The organism is Aquimarina litoralis, assembly GCF_019295435.1.
Classification (GTDB): domain Bacteria; phylum Bacteroidota; class Bacteroidia; order Flavobacteriales; family Flavobacteriaceae; genus Aquimarina; species Aquimarina litoralis_A.
Map to the genome: position 1 here is coordinate 1 of NZ_WEKL01000020.1, position 21146 is coordinate 21146.

17 protein-coding genes are annotated in these 21146 nt (G+C 33.8%); 6 read left to right on the plus strand and 11 right to left on the minus strand.

All coding sequences use genetic code 11. The features are described from left to right. On the minus strand, positions 1-2146 hold a 2146-nt coding region (locus tag GBO31_RS11995; RefSeq protein ID WP_219008589.1), incomplete at its 3' end, for a TolC family protein. A gap of 33 nt (positions 2147-2179) precedes the next feature. Then, entirely contained in the window at positions 2180-2782 is a 603-nt protein-coding gene (locus tag GBO31_RS12000; RefSeq protein ID WP_219008590.1) for a Crp/Fnr family transcriptional regulator, read from the minus strand. Between the two features lie 318 nt (positions 2783-3100). Between GBO31_RS12000 and GBO31_RS12005 the strand changes: the two genes are divergently transcribed. The 4 genes from GBO31_RS12005 (at position 3101) to GBO31_RS12020 (ending at position 5838) form a co-directional block, all read left to right on the plus strand. Continuing rightward, a complete protein-coding gene (locus tag GBO31_RS12005) occupies positions 3101-3697 on the plus strand; it encodes a TetR/AcrR family transcriptional regulator (RefSeq protein WP_219008591.1) in 597 nt (198 codons plus the stop codon). A gap of 132 nt (positions 3698-3829) precedes the next feature. Then, positions 3830-4396 (plus strand): carboxymuconolactone decarboxylase family protein, encoded by a 567-nt coding sequence (locus GBO31_RS12010; RefSeq protein ID WP_219008592.1) that lies wholly within the window; start codon positions 3830-3832, stop codon positions 4394-4396. A gap of 80 nt (positions 4397-4476) precedes the next feature. Further along, positions 4477-5028, plus strand: coding sequence for a thioredoxin family protein (locus GBO31_RS12015; RefSeq protein WP_219008593.1), 552 nt, complete (start codon positions 4477-4479; stop codon positions 5026-5028). A 36-nt stretch (positions 5029-5064) separates the two neighbouring features. Beyond that, entirely contained in the window at positions 5065-5838 is a 774-nt protein-coding gene (locus GBO31_RS12020) for a DUF6503 family protein (RefSeq protein ID WP_219008594.1), read from the plus strand. A gap of 71 nt (positions 5839-5909) precedes the next feature. Here GBO31_RS12020 and GBO31_RS12025 read toward each other — a convergent pair whose 3' ends face one another. The 9 genes from GBO31_RS12025 to GBO31_RS12065 are packed head-to-tail and all read right to left on the minus strand — an operon-like array spanning position 5910 to position 17994. Then, positions 5910-7490: a solute:sodium symporter family transporter gene (locus tag GBO31_RS12025; protein ID WP_219008595.1), complete on the minus strand. Its 1581-nt coding sequence runs from the start codon at positions 7488-7490 to the stop codon at positions 5910-5912. Positions 7491-7549: 59 nt separating this feature from the next. Then, the gene (locus GBO31_RS12030; protein ID WP_219008596.1) at positions 7550-8569 is read right to left on the minus strand and encodes an L-rhamnose/proton symporter RhaT; all 1020 of its coding nucleotides are present in this window, start codon (positions 8567-8569) and stop codon (positions 7550-7552) included. Between the two features lie 55 nt (positions 8570-8624). Continuing rightward, entirely contained in the window at positions 8625-9677 is a 1053-nt protein-coding gene (locus GBO31_RS12035) for an aldose epimerase family protein (protein ID WP_219008597.1), read from the minus strand. A 46-nt stretch (positions 9678-9723) separates the two neighbouring features. Then, positions 9724-10818 (minus strand): mandelate racemase/muconate lactonizing enzyme family protein, encoded by a 1095-nt coding sequence (locus GBO31_RS12040; protein WP_219008598.1) that lies wholly within the window; start codon positions 10816-10818, stop codon positions 9724-9726. Positions 10819-10832: 14 nt separating this feature from the next. Next, positions 10833-12281 (minus strand): aldehyde dehydrogenase, encoded by a 1449-nt coding sequence (gene aldA / locus GBO31_RS12045; protein WP_219008599.1) that lies wholly within the window; start codon positions 12279-12281, stop codon positions 10833-10835. A 31-nt stretch (positions 12282-12312) separates the two neighbouring features. After that, positions 12313-13077 carry an SDR family oxidoreductase gene (locus GBO31_RS12050; RefSeq protein ID WP_219008644.1) on the minus strand — a complete coding sequence of 255 codons (765 nt, stop codon included), beginning with the start codon at positions 13075-13077 and terminating at the stop codon, positions 12313-12315. 25 nt (positions 13078-13102) lie between these two features. Further along, positions 13103-14119, minus strand: a complete 1017-nt coding sequence (locus GBO31_RS12055) for a zinc-dependent alcohol dehydrogenase (RefSeq protein WP_219008600.1) — start codon at positions 14117-14119, stop codon at positions 13103-13105. Positions 14120-14132: 13 nt separating this feature from the next. Further along, complete coding sequence (locus GBO31_RS12060) at positions 14133-15413, minus strand: glycoside hydrolase family 117 protein (protein ID WP_246615853.1); 1281 nt, start codon at positions 15411-15413, stop codon at positions 14133-14135. A gap of 40 nt (positions 15414-15453) precedes the next feature. Then, positions 15454-17994, minus strand: coding sequence for a glycoside hydrolase family 2 TIM barrel-domain containing protein (locus tag GBO31_RS12065; protein ID WP_219008601.1), 2541 nt, complete (start codon positions 17992-17994; stop codon positions 15454-15456). Positions 17995-18288: 294 nt separating this feature from the next. Between GBO31_RS12065 and GBO31_RS12070 the strand changes: the two genes are divergently transcribed. Further along, positions 18289-19899 (plus strand): tetratricopeptide repeat protein, encoded by a 1611-nt coding sequence (locus tag GBO31_RS12070; protein ID WP_219008602.1) that lies wholly within the window; start codon positions 18289-18291, stop codon positions 19897-19899. Between the two features lie 92 nt (positions 19900-19991). After that, positions 19992-21116, plus strand: coding sequence for a Zn-dependent alcohol dehydrogenase (locus tag GBO31_RS12075; RefSeq protein WP_219008603.1), 1125 nt, complete (start codon positions 19992-19994; stop codon positions 21114-21116). The last annotated feature ends 30 nt before the right edge of the window (positions 21117-21146 follow it).

Below are 21146 nucleotides of genomic sequence, written 5' to 3' on the forward strand. Positions count from 1 at the left end.
CGGCACCGCTGGTATAAGATACCTGCGTAAGTTCCAATGATTCTTTTGCAGCTTCTTCAGAAACTTTTGACAATTCAATATTGGATATCTGATTTATCACATTTAACACGCCTGTTCTAATATTACTATCAATAGCTAATTGAGTGTTTTCTTTATTAATATTTAATTGTTCTTTTTGTATGATATTCGTTTGGCGATTGATGTTCGTTTGGTTCTGATTTATAATAGGAATTGATATACTAGCTGCGACATTATAATTATTGTCTAATACAGTAAAGCCATCTGGAGGCGTGCTTCCGGCTCCACTTCTACTAAAAGTACTATTGTATTGTCCTTGAACTGCCAATGTAGGCAGAAACCTTCCTCCAGAATTTAATTTCAAGTTTCGTTCTACAGCATCTAAATTGTATTGTAGTGATTTTAGCTCAGGAGCATTTTTTTTTGCTTCTTCTGTAAGAAAATCAATAAAAGGTTCTCTAGATGTTGGACTATCTAGTAGATTAACGAGTTGATCATAGTTGTATTCTTCAAAAATACCTTTATCCAATACTACATCGTCAATATCTATTTCCATTTCCAATGGGTTATTGAGTAATTGGTTTAAGGAGATAAAACTTTGTTCTAGTTGATTGATTGCTTCTACTACTGCTTGTGTATCCTGCGCTTGTTGACTTTTGAATCGCAATACATCCGATTTGCCAGATTGACCTGCCTCGAAATTCTGTTGTGCAATTTTTAAATTCTGTTTGGTGAGCTCTAGATTTCGCATTTGAATCTGAACATTTGCTTTCAATATCAATATGTTGAAATAAACATTACTACTGTCGAAAATGAGATCTAATTGAGATGAATTATAATTTTCCTGTTCTGCCTTTTGTAAGTTCTTCTGAATAGTAATATTAGCATTAGCAGCTTCAGAAAATAAAGTTTGTTGTAAAGTAACATTACCCGCAGTGGAGAACTCTGGACTTTGTCCTAAACTATTCTCTGCCGAATCTGGGTCTACATAAGTTCCGGTGGCTGATGTTGTAAGGCTTGGCAGATAATTACTTTTAGCAGTTTTTATATCCTGTATACTTAGTTCAATATCTTTTTTTTGAGATTGCAAGGATAAGTTTTGATCAAGTACATCATTAATTACTTCAATAATAGAATACGTCTTCTCGGATAAAACATTTTTTCCATCTCCTATAAAATTCGTATTTCCAATTAAGCTGTATTTAATAGGCACATTTATTTGTTGTGTTGTATTATAATTGATTGTTAAACGAGGACTATATTCTATATATACAGGCATTTCTGATAAGGGAGTACCATTCACATATCCTTCAACCGACAACGCTATACGCCTTAAAAACTGTTCAAAATTTGCATCGGATTGATTTGTAGCCATAATTCCCATTTGTACTTCGTCAATTCCTAAACTCGTAAATGATGGTAATTGTTTTTCAATAAAAACAGTGGCCAATTGTTTTATTTCGTCTTTCGTTAGAAAAAAACCTCCTGCTAAGTATACAGCGTCAATTTCATTAAGATTGGTAGTAATATCGTTTACCGAATCAAACGGTATTAGTTTGTAATCAGCCTCTAATTGTTTGAATAAATTATCAAAAGTCTTGTCCAGTGGTAACAGATCAACCAAAGGCTTTTCGATTACGATCCCCAAAGTTTCAAATCCTGTAAGCTCTTTAAAGATTTTAAAATCATCTAAAAAAGATTCAGATTCTATAAGATATGTGAAATTTTCTATGCCAGAGGTCTTTTTTGTAAGATCAATACCATTAAAATCTTTATTAACAGCACCAAATAATATGGTAGGTTTTGGATAATTTGATCGATTACTTAAAACCTTATTATTCACTACACCAAAAGCCAAAATAATATCGGTCTCATTACCTAATAATGTTTGGTAATTCTGCTCTGCTGTTTGAAGGTTATACTTATTAGTAAGTCTATTTTTTTCTGGAAAATTAATGACGGCATCTTCTCCCACTACAGCTTTAATCTGCTCTTGTAACTGTATAAATAAAGGTTCTAATTTTTCTGTTCGATTATCTAAGAGCACACCAATATTATAGCTCCTTTTTTGAGCAAATAATCCTGTTGTAGCGATAATTATAAAAACTATTGTAACTATTTTTTTCATAATTGACTATTCAAACGTACGTTTTTCAATTGTTTAGTAATTTTCATGAATCGATTCCAGTCTTAGTTTTTTTTGCAGTTTGCTATACCATTCTGGAGTAATCCCCATAAAGTTTGCGATGTTTTTTGCTGGTATTCGCTCCACGAATATTGGGAAATTATCATATAGATACTGAACAAAATCCAATGGTTTGAGGGTAATAATATGATTTCTAATTTCATTCATTAAAATAGAATCTTGTAGAACCCCATCCGCTTTAAACTTATAAAGTTCTGGGAATTTTTCAGCAGTTTTATCCAAAACGTGACAGTCTGATTGCAAAAGAACTGAATCCTCTAAAACGGTAATTTCATACTTTGTGGGTACCCCTAAAAAAGCGCTATCCTGTGTTGTTGCAACATTAAACAGTTCATCTAAATAAAACCAAACTGATTTGGAGGAACCATCATTTAGGATTAAGGAGATCTCTAAACTTCCTGATAAAACAAAAAATACTTTTGTATTTAATTCACCATAACCTACAAGTTTATCTCCCTTTTTAACATGAATTTCTTTCCACTCATTTCTGATTACATTCCAAAGCTCATCACTTACTGTAATCGTAGCTTCTATTTTTTGCTTGAGATTCTCAATCATTCTTTATAGCTAGTTAGGAGATTTCTTTCCGATAACAATGTATAAATTAAAAAACAAGTATGACTTGAATTAATTCAAGTCGAAGATTTGTAGATTAAGAGGGGTTATTAAAGATATGAAAATTAATTATTTACTTAAAAAAATAAGTTTTACATCATTTTAGTGATACACTATTTCATCTACTTTAAGGTTTTATCTACAATAACAGTAACAAAAAAGTTGAAACAGGATCATAAATTCAAATTAACTAAGAATTAACAAATATAATTATGAAACGACCGGTCTATTTTTATATATTTGCATTGTAAACGCTTTATTATGGCAAAACATGATATCAATAACATCTTAGAAAAAGGAATAGAGTTATTCCGTTTAAACGGGTATCACAATACTGGGATAAGAGATATTTTGAAAGCATGTGAAATGCCAAAAGGATCCTTTTACCACTCCTTCGAAAGTAAAGAAGATTTTGTGGTTAAAGCTATCATTTATTTTGAGGAAATGATTGGTAAAGATTTTGAAAAAAATCTTTCTGATGAGTCTTTATCTTATTATGAAAGAATTAAAAATCATTTTGAAATTCATATCAAGTGGTATACTAAGAATAATTTTAAAGTCGGATGTTTACTAGGTAACTTAAGTACTGAAGTTGCAGGAACTATAGATCCAGTATCCAATGCAATATCAGGAGTATATGATAGATGGAGTAAAGGGCTAGCTGCTTTTATAAAAAAAGGGCAAGATGAAGGAGAAATTATTAAAGAGATTGAAGCAATACATATGGCAAATTATCTTTTTGACAGCTTTAATGGTGCATTGGGAAGGATGAAGGTAGAACGAAGTAGAAAACCATTGCAACAGTTTATAGATATTAATTTAGCTTTTATAAAAATGAAAGAAAAAGTAAATAAATAGTTATTTTTTTATTCAAAAAATAAACGACCGGTCTATTTTTTTATAGATATACGTAAACTGACCACTTTACGTATTGGAACAATTAACAAATGAGGTCAAAAACAAAATATTAATCATAAAAATTATACTAAAATGGTATCAATAGAAAGTTTAACATACGAAATTAGAACACCTGAAAATGCTCCTGAAAATTCTAAAGCAGCACTAACTGCAGCAAAAAAAGCTTACGGATTTAATGCAAATCTTTTAGGAACTATGGCTAATCATCCTGCTTTACTAAATAATTATTGGGAAGGAAGTGCCAATCTATCTGCCAACAGTACACTCTCTGGAGTAGAACAACAAGTAGCATTTCTTTCGGCTAGCTACGAAAACAACTGTCATTATTGTATGGCAGCTCATACTTCTATAGGACAAATGCATAAAATTGACCAAAACATTTTGGATGCCTTACGTAATGGAACAACAATTCCTGATGCACGATTAGAAGCTTTAAGTCAATATGTAAAGGCTACAACAGTTAAAAGAGGACGTGTTTCTCAAGAAGATATCAATGCTTTTTTATCAGCAGGATTTACACAAGAAAACGTTTTGGAAGTAATTACTATCGTAAGCTTAAAAGTAATGACAAACTACATTAACTATGTGGCTCAAACACCCGTAGATGCACCTTTCCAGGCTAATATTTGGAAAAAATAAAACTAATTGTCGATAGGAACTTGTTAGTTATTTCAAATAAGACCGACAAGTTCCTATTAACAACCAACAAATAAGAAATTATGTCTCTAGTACAATCAAATATGATGGAATTAGGAACCAAAGCACCATCATTCTCGTTACCTGATACAATCTCAGGAAACGTACTATCACTTTCCGAAGTAAAATCTGATATAGCCACTGTAATCGCTTTTATCTGTAATCATTGTCCATTTGTACATCATATAAACAACAAGTTTGTAGAAATAGCAAATGAGTTTCAAGCAAAGGGAGTTGAATTTATAGCCATAAGTAGTAATGATGTCAATTACTACCCACAAGATGGACCAGAAATGATGAAGAAAGTGGCAAAAAGCACAGGTTACAACTTTCCTTATCTATACGATGAAAATCAAGAAGTAGCAAAAGCATATCAAGCAGAATGTACTCCAGATTTCTTTGTGTTTAATAGAAATCTAACCTTAGCATATCGCGGTCGTTTTGATGAAACAAGACCAGGAATGGGAACTGCTACGGGAAATGATCTATCCGCAGCATTAACTGCACTTGTAAACAACTCTGAAATCACACTGGATCAAAAACCAAGTATAGGCTGCAGTATCAAATGGAAATAAACAAAAAACATATAACAAATTTTTAAAATCAATACAATGAAAAAAGTAGTATTAACACTCGTATTAATCGCTGTTTCTACACTTGGAACAGCACAAGACACAACAGAACTTATATCCGAAGCCATTGAAGCAATTGGGGGAAAAGAGGAATTCTATAATAAAGGAACTGTAAGCTATAACTATGAATATCGAGCTCCAAAAGGAGAAAATGCAATAACACTTGTAGGCAAAGAAACGTATATGTTTGATGGTGAACGCTCTTACGCTACCTATACCACACATTCATTAACCGGAGCAAACGGAAAAGTTGTAGAAGGGTATAATGGCACAGATGCTTGGGTAACTTTTGACGGAAAAGTATCTAACGATGAACAAGCTAATGGCGTAGCTCGTTTTCTTAGAAAAACAAACTATTATTGGTTCGCAATGTTCTACAAATTATTAGACAATGGGGTACATCATGAATTATTAGCAGATCAAAAAGTAAATGGAAAAGAGTATAACCGTATCAAAATAACTTTTGGTGAAAAAGTAGGTGATGCTCAAGACACTTATATCATCTATATTAACAAAAAAACAAAGTTAATCGAACAGTTTTTGTTTACTGTAGTTGGCTTTGGCATTACAGAACCATACCTCATGACCTTTGATTATGAAACCATAGATGGAATAAAAATACCTTCTAAACGAAAATACATTGAAGCAGACTGGGAAGGAAACGTAAAAGGTAAAGCATATTATATTACTAATTGGACGAATATAAAATTTGGTCTGGATCTGGATAAAACCATGTTTGAAAAGCCTTTATAAGCAAAAATCATATAACTTTTTGATGCCTTTGACATGTTTTATAGCATTGCAAAGGCATTTTCTTTTGATACTTATCTAAAAATTAAGTAGATCGTAATTACAATTACACAAATAGCTACTCCTACAGGAATGGTATATTTCCATGGTGTGATATTGACTTCGTTGGTGTATTCAATTTTAAAAGCTTCTTTACGTGGATATATTTTACCAATTATCATCATTATAATAATATTAATAGCAAATAAAACTCCTTGCACATGTAAAAAATGAGGAAATGCACCTTTCATTACCGTATTATCTAAAATAACATAGATTAGATATACAACAGCTCCTAAAATGATCCCTACTTTTGCAGCTATTGCAGGAATACGTTTCGTTAAATATCCCATAATAATGATTGTCAAAATAGGGATTGTATAACATCCATTAACCTGCTGCAAGTATCCATACAAACCAGCAGGTGCATTTGCAATCAATGGTGCAATAAACATAGATAATACTGCGAGAATGATTCCGAACAACTTTCCGGTTTTCACAATTTGTTTTTCAGAAGCATTTTTATTGATATACCCCTTATATATATCCACACCAAAAAGGGTAACTGAACTATTCAAAGCACTATTGAATGAACTTAATATAGCTCCAAAAAGTACAGCAGCGAAAAAGCCAATCAATGAAGTTGGTAAAACTTTGCGCACTAAGGTAGGATAGGCTTCATCTGGATTGGTAATACTATCACCATACAAATGAAACGCAATAATTCCTGGTAACACTACTAATACTGGACCTAATATTTTAATAAAAGAAGCTAAAAGGATTCCTTTTTGTCCTTCTTTAAGGTTTTTCGCTCCCAATGCTCGTTGAATAATGGCTTGATTTGTTCCCCAGTAAAATAATTGAACCAACATCATTCCTGTAAAAATTGTGCTGATTGGTACAGAAGAGTCTTCTCCACCCATTGACCTAAATTTATCGGGATTCGACGCCCATAACTCTGTAAACCCTTCTACCATATTACCATTACCCACTAACATCAAACCTAAAACAGGAATGATAGAACCACCTATTAGTAATCCAACTGCATTGATTGTATCTGAAACCGCTACCGCTTTAAGTCCTCCAAAAATTGCATAGATAGAACCAATAATTCCTATCGAAAAAACTGTAATCCATAAAGCGGCGTTTTTATCTACATTGAGTAGTGTAGGGATATCAAAAATAGTACTAATGGCCAAAGCTCCAGAATACAAAACAATAGGTAAAAGCACTACCACATACCCTGTAAGAAACAATCCGGAAGTAATTGTTTTAGTTCCAACATCGTATCTTTTTTCCAAAAACTGAGGTACTGTTGTTAATCCTTCTTTAAGATATCGTGGTAATAGATATAAGGCAGTTACTACCATCGCGATTGCCGCTAGTGTTTCCCACGCCATAACCAAAATTCCTTCTGAAAAAGCCTGTCCATTAAGTCCAACAATTTGTTCTGTAGACAGGTTCGTAAGTAATAATGAACCTGCAATCACTGGAGCTGTTAGGCTTCTACCAGCCAAAAAATAACCTGTATATGACTTCTCATCAGTTTTTTTTGTTGCTATATATGAAATCAAAGCTACCAGCAAAGTAAAGCCAAGAAAAGTGATAATACCCATAAGATTTTGATAGAATTATTTAAAATTAAGAACAGCAGTATTCTTGTTTTTACTGCATTTTAACCCATTGCATTTCCTGAAGCAATCACAATCACTCCCAATATCATTGCAGTTAATCCCAGATAAAGAATTTTTCTCGGTTTAGAACTCGTACTACTCCACTCACCAGTAAGTATGCCGGTTATTATTGCTACGGCAACACAAACAGTATTAAAAATTGCGTATCCAACCGTATTTCCTGAAGATCCTAATTTATAGGCTGCAAATGCAAAAGTGCCTGAAGCAGCAAAGTTTAAAAGCGCCATGATAAATGTATAAAACAAGTTTTTAGGAGTATGTGGAGAACTGAATTTACTCCACAAATTTTTAGCACTTAATTGGTATATGAAATAAGGAATCACAAAAATAGCTCCAGATACATAGATGATTACCATTACCATAACTGCTGTAATCCACTCAGGATTTCCAGCTTCTTGACAAGCTTGATGCAAATATGGTCTTCCATATGCATTCGCATAACTAAACCCAGTAGCTAATAAACCTCCGATAACAGCGATAATAATTCCAATAGTCATCGAAGATGCTTTGCCATCTAATTTTTCTCTACTGTTTTTTTGGTCTTCTGCTTGTCTAAGCATTCCTGCTTTTCCATTAAAAGACACTCCAAATAACACTATCAAAATTCCTAAAAGTATCACCATAAATACATTATTGGAAGGTAATCCATCTACCAAGAATGGCAATAAAGATCCCACAAGAATAACGGTACCAATAAAAATTGAAAAACCGAGGGACAGACCAATATAATTAATTGCTTTTCCCCACATCATTACTCCAATACCCCAAAGAATACTAGCCAATCCCATTTTCCAAAGGATATCTGTTGGTATATTTGAAATGATAACATCGAAGTCTTTTACCAGTAAAAAGCCAGCAGCTATTGGAATAATCAGCATATTGACAAAAAACATCATACCCCAAGTATTCTCGAACTCGTATCCTTTGGTATATTTTTCTGGCAACGCATATAGTCCAAGCATCAATCCCGCAAGGACCGCAAATAATATTCCTAATGTCATAATTATTAATTTTAAAAGTTGAGTGTTGTGCTATTAGTAGTGTATACCTTTTTTCCTACTCGATTGTGGAAAATTTGAATATCGTAGTACTGGTAAATGGTTCTTCGGGATATGTAATCGTTTTAGGAGCATCTTCTAAATTTACTCCATTCGGATATCGATGTGTCTCACAACAAAATGCCTTATATCTTCCATATTGATCTCCTGTTTCTCTTTTTAATGCATCAGAAGTGAAATACCCTGAATAGAATAGCATTCCTGGTTCTGTAGTTGAAACTTCCATGATTCTACCAGTTTTCGCATGCTCAAAAGAAGCTACTTTTCTTAATTCAAAATCTTTTGAGAACAAAAAATAATGATCAAAGCCTGTTTCCATATGATCTAAAGCTTCTTTAAAAAACTTTCCATTCCTGAAATCTTCTGGTCGCCCACTTACCTCAATTACTCCTCCTTGGGCTACTCCTTTGTAATCACCTTCTAAAAAGGCATCTGAATGAATGGTTACTTTATGATTGTGAACAGTTTCTTCAAAACCAGATAAATTAAAATAAGAATGATTAGTTAATGAAATTGGAGTCGCTTTATCCGTATTCGCCTTATAAGATATGATTAATTCGTTTTCATTGGTAAGGGTAAAACGAACGTTAACATTTACATTTCCCGGATATCCCTCTTCCATATCTCGACTTTGTAAACTCATAATGACAGAAACTTCATCTTTCAGATTATCATAACCTTCTACTGTCCATATTTTTCTGTCAAATCCTTGAGTTCCTCCATGCAAATGGTTTCCTCTATCATTACCAACCAAGGAATATTCTTTACCTTCTAAAGTAAATTTACCTTCATGAATACGAGAAGCACATCTGCCTACTGTTCCACCGAAATACGGAGCGTTATTCTTATACTCTTCTGAAAAATAACCATCAATATTCTCAAAACCACAGGTAATCTCTCTAGAATTACCCTGATTATCTGGTGTAAGAATAGCCGTAATTATTGCTCCGTAATTCGATATCTTTACTACCACACCATTATCATTAGACAATTCGTACAAGAAAACCTGATCGCTTCCTATATTACCAAAATTTGTTTTTTCTACTTTCATCGACTATTAAAATGTGCGGATTATTAAATAATTTATGTGAATCGTACTAGTGCTGTTCAAAAGGTTCTAATTTTCCCCAATTGAAAACGACACCAGTTCCAGCAATATCAGGAGCTACTGCTCTGTAGTTTTCTACAATTAAAGGTCTGATTGTATATTCATCAATAGGAAAACTATGCACTTCTAACCATCCTGCATTTTCTTGTGACGATACCAAACTTACATGTAATTCTTGCATGCCGTGAGAACATACTGGAATACTATGCTGTTTTGCCAGTTTGGCAACACGCAACCATCCAGTAATACCTCCGCAGTTAGAAGCATCAGGCTGTACAAAGGATAATTTAGATTGCTCAAATGCATATTCAAACTCGTGAATTGTATGCAGGTTTTCTCCCATCGCAAGAGGAAAACCTGTCTTTTCCACTATATCGCCGTAACCTTTATAATGATCTGGAATAATAGGTTCTTCGAACCAGGTAATATCGAATTCTTTGAATCTATTAATAGCTTCAATAGCTTTATCAATACTCATAGAGTAATTGGCATCTACCATAAAAGTAATATCGGGACCAATATGCTCTCTTACTGCTTTTATGCGCTCAATATCTTCATCTAAATTTTCCCTTCCGATTTTAATTTTGACCGCATTAAAACCATTAGATAAATAGGTATCCATGTTCTGCAACAGCTTTGGAATCGGAAATTGTAAATCGATTCCTCCACAATATGCTTTACAAGTATTATCTACTCCTCCAGCAACCTTCCAAAGTGGTTGTCCTAGGCTTTTACAGTGGATATCCCATAAAGCAATATCTATGGTAGAAATAGCGAAAGAAGCAATTCCTCCTCTTCCTACATAGTGTATATACCATTCTAAAAAATCATAGATTCCTTCAATATCAGAACCGTCTTTTCCGATTAGAGCTTCTTTAAAATCATATTCTATCATTGCTTTTATAGCTCTACCACCTTTACCACCAGTATAGGTATATCCTGTACCTTGACTTCCATCATTTAAGGTAATGGTGGTAGTAACTAACTCAAAATGATAATGATCTCCGTGTTTGGCATCAGAAAGTACTTCTGGCAATGGAACTTCGAAGAGTCTAACTTTTATATCTTTAATCTGGTGATCCATTAATTGTAACCTTACTATTTATAATTCATATAAAAGGTTTTCTTTTCCAAATACTGTTCGAATCCGTACTTTCCGTCTTCTCCTCCGCTTCCTGAAAGTTTATATCCGTTATGGAATCCTTGATGTTGCTCTCCATGACCTCTATTTACGTAGATCTCACCAAACTCTAATTCATCATTGCATCGTAATATGGTTGCCATATCTTTGGTAAAAATCATGGCTGCCAGTCCATATTCACAATCATTAGCATATCCGATTACTTGATCAAAATCTGAAAATTTAATTACTGGTAATATAGGACCGAATGATTCTTCGTGTACAATAGTCATGTCTTGAGTTACACCTGTAAGTACCGTAGGCTCGAACCAATGTCCTTTTTCAAATTCAGCTCCTTCTGGTCTTTTTCCACCAGTTGCAACGGTAGCTCCTTCTTTTACACTTACTTCTACTAAATGCTGCATGTTTTTCAATTCTGAAGCATTTACTTTAGGTCCCATCGATACACTTCTGTCTAAAGGATTTCCAACCTTGTACGTCTTCAAGTGTTCCATAAATTTCTCCATAAAAGCATCATATACATCTTCGTGTACATACATACGTTCATTACAGGTACATACCTGTCCACAATTATCAAATCTGGAATGGAACGCAGCTTCTGCTGCCTGATCTAAGTCTGCGTCTGCAAATACTATTGCTGGAGCTTTACCACCAAGTTCCAATTGCACATGTGTAAGATTTTGTGCAGCAGCTTTGAAAATTTGTTGACCTGCAGGTGTACTACCAGTCATGGTAACCATTTTGGTAATTGGATTTTCCACTAATGCATTACCAAGTACTCTTCCTGAACCAGTAACAACATTCAATAACCCCTTAGGCAGGCCAACTTTTTCCGCAATGAAACCTAATTCTAATGTTGCTAAAGGTGTTTCTTGTGTTGGTTTTACTACGATTGCATTTCCTGCCACTAATGCTGGACCTATTTTTCTACCTGCTAATGCTAAAGGAAAGTTCCAGGCAGTAATTGCTACAACGACTCCTCTTGGAATTTTATGTATATAAATATGTTCATTTTCATTATCAGAAGGCATGATATCACCTTCTATATGTCGAGCCCAATCACAAGCATATTCTATAAAAGTTGCGGTAACTTCTACTTCGATTTCTGCTAAGGAAATAATTTTACCTTGTTCTCTAGTTAATAATTCTGCTAGATATGGTTTATTTGCTCTTATTTCGGCTGCAAACTTTCGCATGAGTTCTGCACGTTTTCTAGGAGGAACTTTTCTCCATTCTTTTTGTGCTTTTTCAGCTGCTTCCAGCGCAATTTTTGCATCTTCTTCTACACCCATTTGTACAGTTCCGACAACACTTTCATCTATTGGGCTGGTAATATCCGCAGTATTCCCAGATGTGGCGTTAATCCATTCTCCATTGATAAAAAGTTGATATTCTTTTGCTTTCATCTATTCTTTTTTTGAGGTGTTTTTAATTTAATTATCGACCCATCCATCCGCCATCAACAACCATGATGGATCCGTTCATATAATTGGCAGCTTCGGAAGAAAGGAATACTACAGGACCTGCAAAATCTTCAGGATCTCCCCATCTATTAGCAGGAATTCTAGCTAAGATTGAGTTAGCTCGATTAGGGTCATTTCTAAGCGCTTCTGTATTATCGGTTGCTATATACCCAGGAGCAATAGCGTTCACATTCACTCCTTTTGAAGCCCACTCATTTGCAAATGCCATAGTCATCTGTCCTATTGCACCTTTACTCGCAGCATATCCTGGCACTGTAATTCCTCCTTGAAAAGTTAATAAAGAAGCAGTAAATACAATCTTTCCATTCCCTCTTTCTACCATTTCTTTCCCTATTTCTCTGGTAAGGATGAATTGAGCATTCTGATTTACTTCGATCACTTTATCCCAATATTCATCTGAATGTTCTGCTGCAGGTGCTCGCAGAATTGTTCCTGCATTATTAACAAGTATATCTATTGTCGAAAAATCTGATTTTACTTCTTTTATAAATTCATACAGTGCTTTTCTATCCGAAAAATCGCATTGATATGCTTTAAATTCTTTTCCTAGTTTTTTGACAGTATTTTCTACATCACTCCCTTCTTTTTCAAGACTTGCAGAAACACCAATAATATTAGCTCCCGCTTCGGCCAAACCAATGGCCATAGCTTTTCCAATACCTCTTTTACAGCCTGTTACCAAAGCTGTTTTACCTTCTAAACTGAATTTATTCAAAATACTCATTAATTGTACGTAGTTAGTTTTATTGTTGGCAATCCATTAATACTTTTAAGCCGTCTGGATTATTATCTATATTTTCAAAAACTTCTTGGATTTTAGTTAAAGGTTGAACATCCGTAATTAGCTCTTCAAAAGGAAGTTCATTAGTGGTTATCAATTGTATTGCTTTTTCGTAATCTTCCTTTTCATAAACTCTTGCTCCTATGAGCTTTAGTTCTTTCCAAAAAAACTTAAATAAATTCACCGGTTTTGGTTCTCCATGAATAGCCACCATAACAATTCTTCCTCTAATACCAGCTACTTCTGTCATTACATCTAAAGCCGGTTGAACACCTGCTACTTCAAATACCACATCTGCTAATCGCCCTTCTGTATTTTTTCTTACATAGTCTATTAAGTCTACTTCTAGTGGATTAACTGTATCAAAACCTAATTCTTTTGCTTTCGCTATCCGAACTGGATTAACTTCTGAAATAATAACATTAGCACCTGTATCTTTGGCTACCATTGCTACTAACAATCCAATAGGTCCTCCTCCTAAAACAACAGCGGTTTCTCCTTCTTGTAACTCACTTAAACGAACATCATGTACAGCTACGGATAATGGTTCTATCAATGCCGCTAATTTTAGATCCGTTTCTTCTTTTAATTTATGTAATGTAAAAGCAGGTACGTTCCAGAACTGTTGCATAGAACCAGGACTGTCAATACCAATAAACTTTAGCTCTTCACAGATATGATTAAAGCCTTTATCTGAAGGTTTAACTGCCCGATCATCCAATGGTCTTACTACAATCTTATCACCTAATTCGTATCCTGTTACTCCTTCGCCGATAGCATCAATAGTACCGGACATTTCATGACCTATGGTTTCTGGAATACTTACCCTTTTATCCATCATACCATGATAGATATGCACATCGGTTCCACATACTCCAGAATATGCTACTTTGATACGAACTTCTCCTTCTTTAGGTGCTACTATCTCCTTATCAATTACGCTAAAAGTTTTATCACCTTTATATATTGTTGCTTTCAATTTTGTCTACTTATTAATTATCTTTTTGCTTGTCTTTTTTCTTTTTGCCATCTGGTGCTTTGGCTCCTTGAGCTACATGAGATGTTTTTCGATAAGAATCAAAACGCATAATACTCTGGTAGTTCCAACTATTATATATGTGTGATAATCCCCAATCAAAAATTGCAGTCGGATTGTCTGTTGTAGCTTCAATAGTTCTATTTAGACCAATAGCATGAGGCATATTAGCTCCTTTTACCGCACCACGAATCTCAAAATTGATCCCATCTGGTGACCATTGGAAAGTGTTTCGTTCAGGTCCATCAGTAGTAATCAAAGAAGCAATTCCTCCATCTACTGGCCATACACAGATTTCATGTCCTGAATTGGAAATAGGATTATACTTGGATTTTATGTAAGGCCCTTTCGGGTTATCAGCTACCGCAACACCATGTCGAATCTGGCGCCCTCCATATAATATTTCTTCTCCCATTTGCTCTCCTTTGTAATACAAATAGAACTTTCCTTTATAAGGAAGAATACAAGGATCATGTACTTTATGAGAATCAAAATCTCCTTTCTTTTCAACCATAAAACGATTTTGTTCTTCACCTTTCCAAATACCATTATCAGCTGGTTTTAGAATAGGTTCTTTACTTTTTTCCCAAGGACCAAAAGGAGATGCAGACCATGCTAAACCGACTTCATTTTTGGTACGAACATCATATGGTGACATGATGGTTTGATAGCATAGATAGTACATACCATCCCATTCCATAATTTCTACAGTAAATATGGATCTATCGTCATAAGATCCTTTCTCTCCTAAAGGAACTGCTGCTTCTTTATCTTCTTTCCATGTCCATCCATCTTCAGAGGTTGCATGCCATACAGTGCAACGATCCCAAGGAAAAACTTTATCATTTTCGATATCGCCACCAAATCCATCTGTTGGACCTACACTTTTTGAATACCAAACATGATACAATCCATCTACTTTAATGACAGCCGAAGGGTCTCTACGAACAACACCTTCTTCATAAGCCAAATCTCCTTTCAACGGTTTCATTGGATTGAAAACTCTATACCAATCATTCTCAAAATACTTCCACTGAAGTGCTCTTTTTGAAGCCGCACTTAAGAAATCCTTATTTGTTATTCCAAAACGATCTAATTTCTCTGGAGACACATCAAGTACAGTTTCACAGGGCTTATTTTTTTCCTCTTCCACAATTTCTTGTTTGTCAGGTTGATTGCAACCGATAACAAGAACAGTTGCTAATAAATGAAATACGATTTTATGATTTAGCTTCATATGATATATGCTATGGTTAGATACTATAAAGTACAAGAATCTACTTAATCTTTATTGTTAACCGATTACTGGTTAGTTTTTCTGATGTAGCGGATACTGTGACCTCTCCTTTATCTTTTTGAGACTGAATAAGAAGTAAACATTTTCCGTTATTGGTTTGAACAGAATTCGATTTATAATCTTGAACACTAAAAGCAGATCCGTTATCCACACCTAAAATAGTAACATCTCCATCCACAGAAAATGTTATCTTTTCTTCTACATTTTTAATAGGATTCCCATCAACGTCTTCCAATTGTGCAATGACATGAGCTACGCTGTATCCATCTGCTTGCATTACTGTTTTATCAGTTATTAATTTAATACTTCTAGGCTCTCCAGTAGTTTTTAATGTCTTGATTTCTTCAATCTCACCATCTTTTTTTCCAATAATTTTTAGTTCTCCTTCCTGAAAAGGGATAATCCATTTATAGATTCGATCTTCAAAATCTTCCAATCTTTTCGTCTTATAACTTTTTTCATTCACGCATAACTCTACCTCATCATAATTAGAATACACTTCTATGACTACTTTTTCCTGATCCTTATAATTCCAATGTTCATTCACATCATGCCATACCCATAAGGCTTTTTTCCAAGCGTCTTTTTTTCTCTCTACTGGTTCTCCAGTATTTTCATCTTCTTTAAAAATTGATTTTTCCAGTTTTTGTGTTGCTACATAGATATGAGGATCATCATTCCAAAGAGTTTTCATCATATGGTAGGATGGCTTTTCGAATCCAGCAACATCCAGCATTCCACTTGGTGTTGCTTTTCTTGGCCATTGTTTATGAGATTCTCCCATATAATCAATTCCTGTCCACAAAAATGTTCCAGAAATAAATGGACGTTCTTTAACAGCTTTCCATTCATGCCACTGTACTAAGTTTTCGGTTCCCATGATTGGTTTATCAGGGTAGTTTTCATGTCCATAGTCATACAAAACTCTGCGATAGCTATAGCCTATTACATCGAGCGCATCGGTGTATCCAGAAAGATGACTTGCAGAAGGCAAAATACAATTAGCGGTAATATATCTTGTAGTGTCTAATTCACGAGTCCACTTTGCCAGTTTTTGTGCTGTTTCTCCGATATCATATTTACCTTTCGGTAAAGTTTCCAGCATTTTCTTGATCTCTTCGGTAGAATACGGAGGTTTTTCCCAAAAATAATTCCCTGTCCAGCTCATGTTATTAAAGAAACCTGTTGCATTTTGATTTCTTGGATAGGTCCATTCAATTTCATTACCAATACTCCATTGTATTATAGAAGGATGATTTCGATGCGCAAGCACTGTGTTCTTCAGGTCCTTTTCTGCCCATTCCTGAAAGTATTCTGCATATCCTCTAGATATTTCGTCTTTGATTTGTTCATTCTGATTTAATCGTTTATCCTTTGGATTGTCCCATTCATCAAAAAATTCATCTTGCACCAAAAAACCCATCTCATCACATAAATCTAAAAACTCATCAGAACCTGGATTGTGTGAAATTCTTATGGCATTGCAACCAGCATCTTTTAGTTTCTGTAATCTTCTTCTCCAAACATCTTTTGGAACAGCTGCTCCAACAATACCACCATCATGATGTAAACAAACTCCTTTTATATCTGTATGCTTTCCATTTAGGAAAAAACCTTTATCTGTATCAAATTTAATTTCGCGCACACCGAATGGAACATCATTCTCGTCAATTATCTTATCGTTTTGAACTATGCAAACTGTAGCTTTATACATTCTTGGTGTATCTAACTTCCATAGGTATGGATTGGATATTTCAATAGTACTCTCTATATCCAAAGTATGATTAGCAACAATGTTTTTAGATTGTTTAGTTTGGGAAACAATTTCCCCCTTATCATCGTAGATTTTAATCTGAATCTCAAAATTTTGATCTTCAGTAAATTTATTTTTTATTGAAGAAGCTATTTTCACCACTGCTTTGTCATCTGTAATCTTTGGAGTAGTTATAAATATTCCCCAAACTGGAATATGCAAATTGTTCTTTCGAATTAGTTTTACATTTCTATAGATACCTGAACCGGTATACCATCTACTGTCTACATATTTTTCTCGATTTATATCAACTTTAAGTTGGTTTTTTCCAGTAGTGGTGTTTAAATCATCTGTGATGTCATAATAAAAGGGGGAATATCCATAGGGATGAAAACCCAATAATTTATCATTAAGATAAAACTTACTATTGTTATAAACTCCATCGAATACTAAATACGTAGTGGTAGAATTTTTATTCTTTATGGTAAATTCTTTTCTATACAAACCTATTCCTCCTGGTAAATACCCAGTAGCCCCTTCTCCTTTATCCGCATCGAAAGAAAAATCTACACTCCAATCATGTGGAATGCTAATTTTTGTCCAATTGTTATATTGTTCAGTATCATATACTCCCGTATTTTTCAGTAATTTAAATTCCCAATTATCATTAAAATCATGATTACCGATTTTTGAATAATTTTGAGCATTTACTGAGAAAAAACCAAGAATAACGCTAATTTTAAGAATAGATCTTAAAGCCTTCTTCATAATTGTAAAAATTAAGATTCGACAAAGATCACATATACATAAGAATCTTAATTCAAATTACACTAGACATAAACTGAACAAGTGGTATTTTGGGTTGAAAAGTACTAGACAAAAACACTATTTTTGCCTAGACCTCTTAAAACACAACTTCAATGCTTCTATATTTTTGTTACTTTATGTGAATTATGTAAAGTATTCAGGCTTTAATAAAGAATATATCAGCAAATAAAGAAGAAATAAAATAATATTTCAATTTAAACCAAAAACGCCTCAGGCTTACTTGAAGAAAAAGTTATGTTTAAAAGAACCCCAATTTCAATAGTTTTTATAGCGTTTTGCATTAGCATCTCATGGTCGCAACAACTGTATAAGAAAAATCAATATCTCGAAAAAGCTAGAGAAAATAAGTTTGTAAACTTTGAAAAAGCTGTACATAACTATGAAAAAAGTATTGAGTTTTTTACTTTCAAAAAGGACACATTCAATTTGATCAATAGTATCAACGAGCTTTCTGAGTTGTATGGACATAATCTTAATTATGGAAAAGCATATGATGGTTATTGGAAAGCCTTATTTCTAGCGGAAAAAAGTAATGATTCATTTTCTAAATCGAGGGTGTATCAATCTCTTGGGTGGTTGTACAGTTTTTATAATAGAAACACAAAGGCATTAGAAAATTTTGGTAATGCTCTTACTATTAGCAAAGCGCTTTCTTCTCAAAATAGTTTTAGTATCGATTACACCATTAGTGACTATTTTTCTATTGCGAATTTTTATAGATATAATAAGGACTATGAGACTGCGAGAACTTACCTAGATAGTTGCTATCTCTATTTTAGGTCTAAAAATGAAGGAATTCGAAACTACTTTTTAGAATCTGAAAGAGGTTTTCTTTTAGCAAATGAAGGAAATTTTGAAAAGGCTGAAGAAATACTTTTAAAATCACACGAATATTTTAAAGAAAATAATGAGTCCTATTTAGTCATCATACATTACTTTCTAGCTAAATTATATCAACTAAAAAAAGACTTCGAACAAAGTAAATTTCATTACAACAAATCCTTAGAATTATCATATGCTCACAATAGCCATATGAACTATCAAATCATTAATCACAAAGAAGTATCTCAATTATATTATAATTCTAAAGATTACCAAAGAGCATTCTCTCATATCAAGGAAGCTATTGATCTAGAAAACAAAATATTTGGCATTAATAGTAAAAACAATGAGTACCTATTTGAAATTAAGGATCAATATCGATTACAAAAGGAAAAGCAAGAAAAACTACTAAAGGAGCAACGATTATCTGAGCTAGAGAGCAAGCAAAAAATATCTCTTCTTAGTGCTTCACTACTATTTGTTACCCTCTTTTTCCTGATTATCGTGGGTGTAATGACATTTAAAAATTTAAAAAGAAAACACAAGAGAGAACAACGCTTATTAAAACAAAAACAGAGATTAAAGTTAAACGAAAGTAAGAAAGCAATAGAGCTAAAAAATAAAGAATTGGCAAAGTCCGCTCTTCAACTTATCGAAAAAGATGAATTCATTGTTGGTTTAAAAAATTCATTAGCCGAGAATAGAGATAATTTGAATTTAAACTCCGTAAACAAAGTCATTAAATCCATTCAATCTGGAATGGGAAGTAACTGGAAAGAGTTTGAAGCAAGATTTATCAATATAAATCAAGGTTTTTATAAAAATTTAAAATCTAGTTTTCCCACATTAACTCAAACAGACCTAAAAATATGCGCTCTCATCAAATTAAATTTCTCTAGCAAAGATATGGCATCATTACTTGGTATATCGGTAGAAAGTGTGCATACTTCTAGATATAGGCTACGAAAAAAATTAAAACTAGAAAGAAATGACAACCTAGTTGAATTCATAGCCAATTACTAGTTGAGAATATATAATACAATCAATTGTTAAAACAGTTCAATAATTAGCATTGGCTAAATAGTAATTTGCAGCTAACAATTATATTTTTAGGGATGTTAGCAAAAGCAGCAATTACCAATGGAAATGGTGATTTTTCTATCGAAGATATTACGATACTTAAACCTGAAGGTGATGAAGTTGTCGTAAAAATAATGGCAGCAGGTTTATGTCATACTGATTATGATTCTCTGCATTGGGGCAGACCTGTTATATTAGGACATGAGGGCGCTGGAATTGTAACAGATATTGGACCTGATGTAACCTCTGTTTCTCCTGGAGATCATGTAATACTTAACTGGGCAATTCCTTGTGGAACTTGTTTTCAATGTCAGGAGCAAAATCAGCATATTTGCGAGAATAATTCTCCAGTAGTTGCAGGAGATGCTTTACCCGACGGAGAAGTTTCAGCAGGACATGCACGATTAGAGAGTACCACTTTTAAGGATAAAGGTATTGAACGTTCCTTTAATATCGGTACCTTATCCACACATACTGTTGTGAGAGAACAGGCTGTTGTTAAGTATCAAACTGCAATTCCTTTCAGTTCTGCATCCATTGTAAGTTGTGGAGTAATGACTGGATACGGCTCTGCTGTAAATACAGCAAAAGTAACTCCAGGATCTACTGTAGCTGTCATTGGAACTGGTGGTGTAGGTCTTAATGTAATTCAGGGAGCTAAAATATCAGGTGCGGCCAAAATTGTAGCCATAGACATTAATGAAGCAAGATTAGAAATGGCAAAGCAATTTGGCGCTACTCATTTTGTACTAGCGCAAAAATCTGATAAAGGCTTAAAAGAAGCTACGATAAAAGTTAAAGAGATTGTTGGCAAAAGAGGCGCCGATTTTGCATTTGAATGTACTGCCATACCAGAATTAGGTGCTGCACCTTTGGGAATGATTCGTAACGCGGGTACAGCAGTTCAGGTAAGTGGAATTGAACAAGAAGTGACAATTGATATGCAATTATTCGAATGGGATAAAATTTATATCAATCCTTTATACGGTAAATGCAGGCCTCATATCGACTTTCCTAAAATTTTGGAACTCTATGACAAAGGTGATTTATTATTAGATGAAATGGTAACCTCAACCTATAAATTCGAAGAATTACAACAAGCATTTGATGATATGTTGGCTGGAAAAAATGCGAAAGGAGTTATTGTTTTTGAGTCTTAATAAAGTATTAAAAAATCAAAAAGACATTCG

Coding starts and splice junctions, on each gene's coding strand:
- GBO31_RS12000 (WP_219008590.1), bottom strand. CDS start 2,782: ATGATTGAGAATCTCAAGCAAAAAATAGAAGCTACGATTACAGTAAGT.
- GBO31_RS12005 (WP_219008591.1), top strand. CDS start 3,101: ATGGCAAAACATGATATCAATAACATCTTAGAAAAAGGAATAGAGTTA.
- GBO31_RS12010 (WP_219008592.1), top strand. CDS start 3,830: ATGGTATCAATAGAAAGTTTAACATACGAAATTAGAACACCTGAAAAT.
- GBO31_RS12015 (WP_219008593.1), top strand. CDS start 4,477: ATGTCTCTAGTACAATCAAATATGATGGAATTAGGAACCAAAGCACCA.
- GBO31_RS12020 (WP_219008594.1), top strand. CDS start 5,065: ATGAAAAAAGTAGTATTAACACTCGTATTAATCGCTGTTTCTACACTT.
- GBO31_RS12025 (WP_219008595.1), bottom strand. CDS start 7,490: ATGGGTATTATCACTTTTCTTGGCTTTACTTTGCTGGTAGCTTTGATT.
- GBO31_RS12030 (WP_219008596.1), bottom strand. CDS start 8,569: ATGACATTAGGAATATTATTTGCGGTCCTTGCGGGATTGATGCTTGGA.
- GBO31_RS12035 (WP_219008597.1), bottom strand. CDS start 9,677: ATGAAAGTAGAAAAAACAAATTTTGGTAATATAGGAAGCGATCAGGTT.
- GBO31_RS12040 (WP_219008598.1), bottom strand. CDS start 10,818: ATGGATCACCAGATTAAAGATATAAAAGTTAGACTCTTCGAAGTTCCA.
- aldA (WP_219008599.1), bottom strand. CDS start 12,281: ATGAAAGCAAAAGAATATCAACTTTTTATCAATGGAGAATGGATTAAC.
- GBO31_RS12060 (WP_246615853.1), bottom strand. CDS start 15,413: ATGAAGCTAAATCATAAAATCGTATTTCATTTATTAGCAACTGTTCTT.
- GBO31_RS12065 (WP_219008601.1), bottom strand. CDS start 17,994: ATGAAGAAGGCTTTAAGATCTATTCTTAAAATTAGCGTTATTCTTGGT.
- GBO31_RS12070 (WP_219008602.1), top strand. CDS start 18,289: ATGTTTAAAAGAACCCCAATTTCAATAGTTTTTATAGCGTTTTGCATT.
- GBO31_RS12075 (WP_219008603.1), top strand. CDS start 19,992: ATGTTAGCAAAAGCAGCAATTACCAATGGAAATGGTGATTTTTCTATC.